6 protein-coding genes, 21 tRNA genes and 1 rRNA gene are annotated in these 9,073 nt (G+C 46.0%); 26 read left to right on the top strand and 2 right to left on the bottom strand.

Annotation, left to right across the window (positions count from 1 at the left end):
- From rrf to ACWF5P_RS17500, 22 genes are all read left to right on the top strand, one after another.
- Window positions 1-95 (top strand): 5S ribosomal RNA (gene rrf, locus ACWF5P_RS17605); the annotation flags it as partial.
- Window positions 96-106: 11 nt separating this feature from the next.
- Window positions 107-182 (top strand) — tRNA-Val (locus ACWF5P_RS17600).
- Between the two features lie 11 nt (window positions 183-193).
- Window positions 194-269: transfer RNA gene (locus ACWF5P_RS17595), tRNA-Thr, on the top strand.
- A 20-nt stretch (window positions 270-289) separates the two neighbouring features.
- A tRNA-Lys gene (locus ACWF5P_RS17590) sits at window positions 290-365 on the top strand.
- Window positions 366-373: 8 nt separating this feature from the next.
- Window positions 374-455, top strand: a tRNA-Leu gene (locus ACWF5P_RS17585).
- A gap of 8 nt (window positions 456-463) precedes the next feature.
- A tRNA-Gly gene (locus tag ACWF5P_RS17580) sits at window positions 464-538 on the top strand.
- Window positions 539-550: 12 nt separating this feature from the next.
- Window positions 551-639 (top strand) — tRNA-Leu (locus ACWF5P_RS17575).
- A gap of 9 nt (window positions 640-648) precedes the next feature.
- Window positions 649-725, top strand: a tRNA-Arg gene (locus ACWF5P_RS17570).
- Window positions 726-734: 9 nt separating this feature from the next.
- Window positions 735-811, top strand: a tRNA-Pro gene (locus ACWF5P_RS17565).
- A 17-nt stretch (window positions 812-828) separates the two neighbouring features.
- Window positions 829-904: transfer RNA gene (locus tag ACWF5P_RS17560), tRNA-Ala, on the top strand.
- A 28-nt stretch (window positions 905-932) separates the two neighbouring features.
- Window positions 933-1,009, top strand: a tRNA-Met gene (locus ACWF5P_RS17555).
- Window positions 1,010-1,019: 10 nt separating this feature from the next.
- Window positions 1,020-1,096, top strand: a tRNA-Ile gene (locus tag ACWF5P_RS17550).
- 20 nt (window positions 1,097-1,116) lie between these two features.
- A tRNA-Ser gene (locus tag ACWF5P_RS17545) sits at window positions 1,117-1,209 on the top strand.
- Between the two features lie 103 nt (window positions 1,210-1,312).
- Window positions 1,313-1,386: transfer RNA gene (locus tag ACWF5P_RS17540), tRNA-Met, on the top strand.
- A gap of 6 nt (window positions 1,387-1,392) precedes the next feature.
- A tRNA-Asp gene (locus ACWF5P_RS17535) sits at window positions 1,393-1,468 on the top strand.
- A gap of 23 nt (window positions 1,469-1,491) precedes the next feature.
- Window positions 1,492-1,567: transfer RNA gene (locus ACWF5P_RS17530), tRNA-Phe, on the top strand.
- A gap of 16 nt (window positions 1,568-1,583) precedes the next feature.
- Window positions 1,584-1,659: transfer RNA gene (locus ACWF5P_RS17525), tRNA-His, on the top strand.
- A gap of 4 nt (window positions 1,660-1,663) precedes the next feature.
- Window positions 1,664-1,737, top strand: a tRNA-Gly gene (locus tag ACWF5P_RS17520).
- Window positions 1,738-1,742: 5 nt separating this feature from the next.
- A tRNA-Ile gene (locus ACWF5P_RS17515) sits at window positions 1,743-1,819 on the top strand.
- A gap of 12 nt (window positions 1,820-1,831) precedes the next feature.
- Window positions 1,832-1,906 (top strand) — tRNA-Asn (locus tag ACWF5P_RS17510).
- 1 nt (window position 1,907) lies between these two features.
- Window positions 1,908-1,998: transfer RNA gene (locus ACWF5P_RS17505), tRNA-Ser, on the top strand.
- 3 nt (window positions 1,999-2,001) lie between these two features.
- Window positions 2,002-2,073 (top strand) — tRNA-Glu (locus ACWF5P_RS17500).
- A 41-nt stretch (window positions 2,074-2,114) separates the two neighbouring features.
- Here the strand turns inward: ACWF5P_RS17500 and ACWF5P_RS17495 are convergent.
- On the bottom strand, window positions 2,115-2,864 hold the full coding sequence (locus ACWF5P_RS17495; protein WP_452445111.1) for a TraR/DksA C4-type zinc finger protein: 750 nt from the start codon (window positions 2,862-2,864) through the stop codon (window positions 2,115-2,117).
- A 146-nt stretch (window positions 2,865-3,010) separates the two neighbouring features.
- A complete protein-coding gene (locus tag ACWF5P_RS17490) occupies window positions 3,011-3,931 on the bottom strand; it encodes a 1,4-dihydroxy-2-naphthoate polyprenyltransferase (RefSeq protein WP_452445110.1) in 921 nt (306 codons plus the stop codon).
- Between the two features lie 299 nt (window positions 3,932-4,230).
- Here ACWF5P_RS17490 and ACWF5P_RS17485 point away from each other — a divergent pair, with 299 nt between their 5' ends.
- From ACWF5P_RS17485 to menB, 4 genes are read left to right on the top strand one after another with little or no spacing between them, the layout of a single operon-like run.
- The gene (locus tag ACWF5P_RS17485; protein WP_101225586.1) at window positions 4,231-5,640 is read left to right on the top strand and encodes an isochorismate synthase; all 1,410 of its coding nucleotides are present in this window, start codon (window positions 4,231-4,233) and stop codon (window positions 5,638-5,640) included.
- Complete coding sequence (gene menD / locus ACWF5P_RS17480; protein ID WP_101225585.1) at window positions 5,633-7,384, top strand: 2-succinyl-5-enolpyruvyl-6-hydroxy-3-cyclohexene-1-carboxylic-acid synthase; 1,752 nt, start codon at window positions 5,633-5,635, stop codon at window positions 7,382-7,384. Before ACWF5P_RS17485 ends, menD begins: the two co-directional genes overlap by 8 nt.
- Window positions 7,381-8,202, top strand: coding sequence for a 2-succinyl-6-hydroxy-2,4-cyclohexadiene-1-carboxylate synthase (menH, locus tag ACWF5P_RS17475; protein WP_101225584.1), 822 nt, complete (start codon window positions 7,381-7,383; stop codon window positions 8,200-8,202). The genes menD and menH overlap by 4 nt, the downstream gene beginning before the upstream one ends.
- 1 nt (window position 8,203) lies before the next feature.
- Window positions 8,204-9,022 carry a 1,4-dihydroxy-2-naphthoyl-CoA synthase gene (menB, locus tag ACWF5P_RS17470; protein WP_053347924.1) on the top strand — a complete coding sequence of 273 codons (819 nt, stop codon included), beginning with the start codon at window positions 8,204-8,206 and terminating at the stop codon, window positions 9,020-9,022.
- Window positions 9,023-9,073: the final 51 nt, after the last annotated feature.

Below are 9,073 nucleotides of genomic sequence, written 5' to 3'. Positions count from 1 at the left end.
GTCACACCCGTTCCCATTCCGAACACGGCAGTTAAGCTCTTCAGCGCCGATGGTAGTTGGGGGTTTCCCCCTGTGAGAGTAGGACGTCGCCAAGCAGGTTTCATATGGAGGATTAGCTCAGCTGGGAGAGCATCTGCCTTACAAGCAGAGGGTCGGCGGTTCGATCCCGTCATCCTCCACCATTTTTACACCTGCCGGTGTAGCTCAACTGGTAGAGCAACTGACTTGTAATCAGTAGGTTGGGGGTTCAAGTCCTCTTGCCGGCACCATTTTAAGATAGTACAAGCACGAGCCATTAGCTCAGTTGGTAGAGCATCTGACTTTTAATCAGAGGGTCGAAGGTTCGAATCCTTCATGGCTCACCATTTTATATGCGGGTGTGGCGGAATTGGCAGACGCACCAGACTTAGGATCTGGCGCCGCAAGGCGTGGGGGTTCAAGTCCCTTCACCCGCATCTTACATGCGGAAGTAGTTCAGTGGTAGAATACAACCTTGCCAAGGTTGGGGTCGCGGGTTCGAATCCCGTCTTCCGCTCCACTTTTCGTATGTGCCGGGGTGGCGGAACTGGCAGACGCACAGGACTTAAAATCCTGCGGTAGGTGACTACCGTACCGGTTCGATTCCGGTCCTCGGCACCATCTTAATATGCGCCCGTAGCTCAATTGGATAGAGCATCTGACTACGAATCAGAAGGTTGTAGGTTCGACTCCCGCCGGGCGCACCATGTTTATTGCGGGAAGTAGCTCAGCTTGGTAGAGCACTTGGTTTGGGACCAAGGGGTCGCAGGTTCGAATCCTGTCTTCCCGACCACGTGATTTTTAATGAATGGGGCCTTAGCTCAGCTGGGAGAGCGCCTGCCTTGCACGCAGGAGGTCAGCGGTTCGATCCCGCTAGGCTCCACCATTTTTCAATCAGATACTTATATTATATTGGCGGTGTAGCTCAGCTGGCTAGAGCGTACGGTTCATACCCGTGAGGTCGGGGGTTCGATCCCCTCCGCCGCTACCAATAAATATAAGGACCTTTAGCTCAGCTGGTTAGAGCAGACGGCTCATAACCGTCCGGTCGTAGGTTCGAGTCCTACAAGGTCCACCATATTCATTTTTTAATGCCGTGGAGGTATACCCAAGTTCGGCTGAAGGGATCGGTCTTGAAAACCGACAGGGGAGTCAAATCCCGCGGGGGTTCGAATCCCTCTACCTCCTCCATTTTTTAAAAAAAGCAGCAAGTTGTTTTTAAACAACCTTACATAGAGGAAGCGAAAAAACGATATACACGAAAACTTGATGCAAATCGTTTCATTATTACCGTCGCGGGGTGGAGCAGTCCGGTAGCTCGTCGGGCTCATAACCCGAAGGTCGCAGGTTCAAATCCTGTCCCCGCAATTATTAGGTCCCGTGGTGTAGCGGTTAACATGCCTGCCTGTCACGCAGGAGATCGCGGGTTCGATTCCCGTCGGGACCGCCATTTTTTAAATTTAATACAAATGTGGCTCAGTAGCTCAGTCGGTAGAGCAAAGGACTGAAAATCCTTGTGTCGGCGGTTCGATTCCGTCCTGAGCCACCATATCTTTCATATTACGGCGGTTGTGGCGAAGTGGTTAACGCACCTGATTGTGGTTCAGGCATTCGTGGGTTCGATTCCCATCAGTCGCCCCATTTCGCGGGTGTAGTTTAGTGGTAAAACCTCAGCCTTCCAAGCTGATGATGAGGGTTCGATTCCCTTCACCCGCTCCAAATATGGGCCTATAGCTCAGCTGGTTAGAGCGCACGCCTGATAAGCGTGAGGTCGATGGTTCGAGTCCATTTAGGCCCACCATATTCATATTGTTCCGCAGTAGCTCAGTGGTAGAGCATTCGGCTGTTAACCGAACGGTCGTAGGTTCGAGTCCTACCTGCGGAGCCATGGGGAAGTACTCAAGAGGCTGAAGAGGCGCCCCTGCTAAGGGTGTAGGTCGCGCGAGCGGCGCGAGGGTTCAAATCCCTCCTTCTCCGCCATTTGGCCCGTTGGTCAAGCGGTTAAGACACCGCCCTTTCACGGCGGTAACACGGGTTCGAATCCCGTACGGGTCATAACAAAAAAGGAAGCATACATTCATGTATGCTTCTTTTTTTCATTTCTTTTCATTGATATAACTATCTTTTTGTTTATAAGGGATGTCCCCAAGCTGGGAATCGATATTTTCTTCTTCTAATGTATCTTCATATTCCTTTTGCTTTTTGTTCGGTATATCCACCCTATTTTTTCCTTCGATATCATTTGCTGCAAATCCTTCATAGTCTTCTGGAAATCCATCCGTTTCATCTTCGGTTTTATAAAGGTCATTATAATTGTCATGATCGCCGGTGTAATCAGATGGCGTTTCGGATGTACCGAATTTGGCGACTTCACCAAAGCTATCCTCTTTATCCACTATTTCATTTCCATTACGGTTTTCAAAATGATCACCCTTGGATGGAATCAATATATCCTCTTCCACTGGTCGCTCTTGTGTATTAGGACCTTCCGGGGCATGCTCGACACAGTAGAGGGTGCTTGGGATCGCTTCAAGCCTCTCGATGGGGATTTCCCTATTGCAGGTTTTACACTGGCCATACGAGCCTTCTTCCAATGCTTTTAATGCTTCCTCGATTTTCTCCATTTCTGATTGTGCATGCTCATCGAGTGCTTGATTCCGTTCCATCTCGAATAATTCGGTTCCTAGGTCAGCAGGATGATTATCATAAGATGATAATTCCCCTACGGATTCCGTCTGGCTTTTATCCAGAACGGATTGTTCATCATTTTGAATTCTACTACTTAACTCAATTTTTTCTTGAAGCAGTTCCTTTTTTAATTTTTGCGTTTGTTGTTTCGTTGCCATATCCGATTCACTCCTTCTAAAGTCCAAATCTCATTTTATATTGGTAAGATGGTTGTATTATCTATTACCCGAATTGGAGTATAGGAAAACAATATGCAACGGAAGATAGAAAAAAGGACTGAGCGGATGAGCTCAGTCCTCGGAGATTATATAAGATAGCTGATGAATAATCCAATGGCCATGAGTAAGCCAAAGAAGGTGTTCGTTTGGGCCGTGGCTTTCATTGCCGGGACCATCGTGATCGGCTGCGTTTTGCCTACGAAGCCTTTGATTGCGGCCATGGCCTTCGGTATGCTAAGGAAGGCAAGGAGAATCCACGCCGTTACGCTTCCGGTAAGGACTAGCCCAACAAGCCATAGATAAGAGAAGGCGAACATGATTGCCATGAATGTCAGGGCGTTTTTCCTGCCCATCACTACAGGCATCGTTTTGCGCCCATGAGCCTTATCTCCATCATGGTCACGTAGGTTATTGGATAAGTTGATCAGCCCAACCAAAATCCCACTTGGAATGGCAATTAAGATGGCTATTGAAGAAACATCACCGGTTTGAATGAAAAAGGCGATCAAGATTATCAAAAAGCCCATGAACAATCCAGAAAAAAGTTCCCCGAATGGTGTATATGAAATGGGCAGGGGACCGCCTGTATAAAGATAGCCGACAAGCATGCAAACCAGTCCTACTGCAGCAAGCCACCAAGATGATGCGGCACAGATATAGATTCCAATTATCAAGGCTATGGCATACATGCATAGGGCCAAGCTCATGATTAGTTTGGGGGTCATCCCATGACGGACGATCCCGCCGCCGATGCCTACGGATTCCTCCGTATCCAAGCCTCTCTTGAAATCGTAGTATTCATTGAATAAATTGGTTGCAGCTTGAATCAGAATACTGGCAATCATCATGGCAGCGAAGAGTAACCAATTCACTCCATCTTCCAAAAGTGCAATCACAGTTCCAAGTAAGACTGGGACAAAAGCTGCGGTTAGTGTATGTGGACGTATTAACTCCCACCAAATCTTCCAGGTCCGTTTAAGGGGAAGTCCATCGTATTCTGTTTGCATTATTTCTCTCCTCAAAATCATTATTGGTTCTCTCGAAATTATAACAAATATTGAAATGTTGCACAAAAGGTTATCCTAATAAATGCAGGAAAAGTGGGTAAGGGCGATAACTGGAATTCCTGGATGATCCATTTCCAAAATCCAGGGTATTTCTCTACATTCGCTAAGATTCATATAATAAGGAAAAAAGCAGGAAAGAATCGTTCGGTAAAGGGGCGTTTTATTGACATGGGGTTCTAGTGAGGTGTATCTTTAAATAGGTTAAAAAGCTTTTAAAATGTACATTTGGGGGGATTTTTTTGGCTATCTCAGAGGAAACTGAACAGTTTCAGGGACTGGCTTCAGCTATACAAAAGGCGAAGGACTTGAATGATCAAGTTCTATTCAGTCATATTAAGAAGATTAAATGCAACAACCCCCTTTCATTTTATCAAGCTGGAAGAGAACGGTACGCGGGTGAACGCTTTTTCTGGGAGGACCCTGCAAAGGAAATAACCATCACCGGTTTAGGCAATGTTAAGAAACTCAAAGCGGCATCGAATGCCGAACGTTATAGAGAAGTCGAAAAGAGCTGGATCAAACTGCAGAATAATGCTGTCAAAACAGGGGTGACCGATGTAGAAGCGACAGGTCCTTTACTGTTTGGGGGCTTTTCTTTTGATTATGAAACTGACAGTACGCTCCTTTGGAATCAGTTCGGGGACAACCTTTTTTATATACCTGCCTTCATGCTGTCAATAGTGGGGAAACAAGCTTACTTAACGACAAACTTACTTTGTTCGCCTGATGATTCAGAAAAACTCTTCATAGATATGATAAATGAACGGGAAGCTTTCCTTTTCGAAAGCTTGGATGGCAATGGATTGGGAGCAAATTCCCTGGTTATGCAGAGGGAAGTCGAACCTGAGGAATGGAAGCGGACGGTCGCAGAGGCTGTTCAGGAAATCAAGACGACAGATCTCGACAAAATCGTTTTGGCAAGGGAGCTTCGACTTGGTTTTGAACGTTCCATCGATTCAGGGAAAGTGCTTGAACAATTGATTGCTGAGCAGCCATTGAGTTATATTTTCAGTTTGGAGGCTGGTGGTGACTGTTTTGTGGGTGCCACCCCTGAACGTTTGATTAAGAAACAGGGAAATGAAGTTTTTTCTACCTGTCTTGCTGGATCGATGGGACGAGGAAAAGATGAGCAGGAAGATGTTTGTCTTGGTGAAGAATTGCTTCATGACGAAAAGAATTTACAAGAACATCAATATGTCGTTTCGATGATATCCAATGCCTTTGATTCAGTATGCGAAAAGGTGGTGGTCCCGGCCCGACCGACACTTATGAAAAACCGTCATATCCAGCATTTGTACACACCGGTCCGGGGTATATCAAAGGAAGGTGTCACGATTTTTGAATTTGTCGAGAATCTCCACCCAACACCTGCTATGGGAGGACTTCCCAAAGAAAAGGCCGTTGTCCGAATTCGGGAAATGGAAGGTCTGGAACGTGGCTTTTATGCGGGTCCCTTAGGCTGGGTGGATACGTATGGAAACGGGGAATTCGCTGTTGGGATACGTTCTGCACTAATACAGAATAATGAGGCATCGCTCTTTGCCGGCTGCGGAGTAGTGGAAGATTCGACTCCCGAAAGTGAATACCGGGAAACGGGGATTAAATTCAATCCGATGTTAAGTGCTTTAGGAGGAAATCTTAATGAATGACCGAGATGCATTGACAGCTTATGCTGCTTCATTCGTCGATGAGCTGGCACAAAATAAGGTGAAGCATGTGGTGGTGAGCCCTGGTTCACGATCCACACCCCTGGCTTTGTTGCTGGTGGAACATCCTGATATTGAAATTCATATTAATGTGGATGAGCGTTCGGCTGCTTTTTTTGCCCTTGGTTTGGCTAAGGCCCTAAAAGAACCAGTCGGACTTCTTTGTACGTCAGGTACAGCCGCTGCAAACTATTACCCAGCCGTCATTGAGGCTTTCTATTCAAGAGTGCCGCTTATTGTACTTACCGCTGACCGCCCGCATGAATTGCGTGATGTCGGAGCCCCGCAGGCGATCGATCAGATACACCTTTACGGGAGACATGTAAAATGGTTTGTCGAAATGGCACTTCCTGAAAGCACGGATGGGATGATGCGGTATGCCAGAACGGTCGGTGCAAGGGCAGTGGCAACAGCTGCAGCTGAACCTGCAGGGCCTGTGCATTTGAATTTCCCACTTCGCGAACCATTGATTCCTGATTTGGAGCAAGCAAAGGAGTGCAGGCAAAATAAAATGACGCCTGCAGTGTTGATTGAAAGTGGAGAACTGTCACTGTCATCATCACAAATAGAAGCGGTTGCAACTACATTGTCACAAGCTAAGCAAGGTATGATTGTATGTGGCGAATTACCTCATCCAGAGATGAAGGAAGCCATCGTCGCATTAGCGGAAAAACTTGCTTTTCCGGTACTGGCTGATCCCCTTTCACAGTTAAGGAGCGGAAGTCATGACAAAGCCGTAATTATTGATTCTTATGATACGTTTCTACGCGATGAAACGGCAAAAGCGGCTTTCAGGCCGGAAGTGATCTTGCGATTCGGGGCAATGCCTGTTTCTAAACCGTTATTGTTATTCATGAAAAAACAAAAACAGGCAATCACTTTGGTCGTCGATGGCGGAGCAGGCTGGCGCGAACCAGCCGGATTGGCAACGAATATGATTTACAGCGAAGAGAAAGATTTTTGTTTGCGAATTGCTGAAAGCATTACTCCCTCTCCTGATGATGAATGGCTTCGGTTATGGCAAACCGTCAACGGAGCGACAAAGGAGGCCTTAGCCTCCGTCAGAGATGAAGCGGAGTTAAGCGAAGGCAAGCTTTTCGCCCTGCTTGCTGATATGATGCCGTTGGAATCGACGTTATTTGTCGGGAATAGTATGCCCATACGCGATTTGGATACTTTCTTTTTGAATAATGGAAAAGGAATCAAAACCATTGCAAATCGTGGGGCGAATGGTATCGATGGTGTCGTTTCCACTGCGCTTGGCGTAAGCACGGTATCAAAAAATACAGTGCTGGCAATCGGGGATTTAAGCTTTTTCCATGATATGAATGGCTTGCTTGCGGCAAAACTTCAAAAACAAAATATCACGATATTGCTGGTTAATAATGATGGTGGCGGCATTTTCTCCTTCTTGCCGCAGGCGAATGAGAGGGAACATTTCGAAACGCTATTCGGCACGCCTCATGGGCTTGATTTTTCCCATACTGCCGAGCTTTATGGCGGTAAATACAACAAGGTCCAAAATTGGGATGAGTTAGAGAATGTATTTACAGAGTCATTCGAAATCCAAGGACTCAAAATCATTGAAGTTCCGACAGAAAGAGAGTCCAATCTACAAAAGCATCGAAATTTGTGGAGCTTTGTTTCCCAGGAAATAAAAATGGTGTTAGACAAGGAAATATCATGAATATTGTCAGTAAGGATGTCAATTATGCTGTTGAAATAACGGGAAATGGAGATCCTCTTGTACTTTTACATGGATTTACAGGAAATCGGGATACATGGAAATTCCTCATTCCGCTACTGAGTGACAGGTATACGTTAATCATGGTCGATATCATCGGTCATGGTATGTCTGCGTCACCAGCCGATCATCGTAGGTATGAAATGGAGCGTGTCGCTGAGGATATTAAGTATATTTTGGATGTGTTGCATTTCCCGAAAGCCCATATCCTTGGTTACTCGATGGGCGGAAGGCTCGGGTTGGGTTTTGCCTGTTTGTTTCCTGAGTATGTTGATACATTGATATTGGAGAGCGCTTCACCGGGCCTTTTAACTGAAGGGGAACGTGAAATCCGTAGGAAAAATGATCGGAAGCTTGCCGAAAGAATTCTTGAAAATGGCATGGAAGCGTTTGTGAATCAATGGGAGAACATCCCTCTGTTTGAAAGTCAAAAACGGTTGTCAGCCAAAACCAGGTCAGCCATTCGGGAGCAGCGGTTGGCAAATGACCCTGCCGGCCTTTCCAATAGCCTTCTTGGTATGGGGACCGGCAATCAGGCTTCATACTGGGAACAACTGCAAACCCTTGATTTCCCGGTGCTCCTTATAACCGGTGAACTCGACCATAAGTTTTGTCGAATAGCGGACTCGATGAAAAAAAAGCTGAAGCGCGCCGAATGGAAAATAATAAATGATGCGGGACATGCGATTCATGTGGAAGTTGGAGAAAAGTTTGGTAAAATAATAAGTGAGTTTTTAAAGCGAAATAAAAGGAGGAATTAAGATGACGATTCAATGGGAAACGATACGTGAGTATGATGAGATTTTGTATGAAAAATATAACGGGATTGCGAAAGTGTCCATCAATCGACCACATGTACATAATGCATTTACACCAAAAACGACTGCTGAAATGATTGATGCATTCGCAAGGGCGCGTGATGATTCCAGCATCGGTGTCATTATTTTAACGGGTGTAGGCGGCAAAGCATTCTGTTCAGGCGGAGACCAAAAAGTACGTGGGAATGGCGGATATGTTGGTGAAGATAATATTCCACGTCTAAACGTTCTTGATTTACAACGCTTGATCCGCGTTATTCCAAAACCAGTTGTAGCCATGGTCGCAGGTTATGCAATTGGCGGCGGTAATGTTTTGAATGTGGTTTGTGACTTAACGATTGCTGCTGACAATGCAGTCTTCGGACAAACTGGACCGAATGTTGGAAGCTTTGATGCTGGTTATGGTTCTGGCTACCTTGCACGTATCGTCGGTCATAAAAAGGCACGTGAAATCTGGTACCTATGCCGTCAATACAATGCACAGGAAGCATTGGATATGGGATTGGTCAACACGGTCGTACCTTTAGACCAATTAGAAGCGGAAACGGTTAAATGGTGTGAGGAAATGCTTGAGAAGAGCCCAACGGCACTTCGTTTCTTGAAAGCGGCAATGAACGCTGATACTGATGGCCTTGCAGGTCTTCAACAATTGGCTGGTGACGCTACACTTTTATACTATACAACAGAAGAAGCAAAAGAAGGCCGCGATGCATTCAAAGAAAAACGCAATCCGGACTTTGGACAATTCCCTCGTTTCCCTTAATGAAACGCGTGAATCGATGAGACTGACAGCTTGGCGGAAAATCGCCGGGCT

This window comes from Peribacillus sp. NPDC055009 (assembly GCF_053608705.1).
Note: the sequence above shows the minus strand (reverse complement) of the source record. Positions and strands in the feature narration are given on the sequence as shown.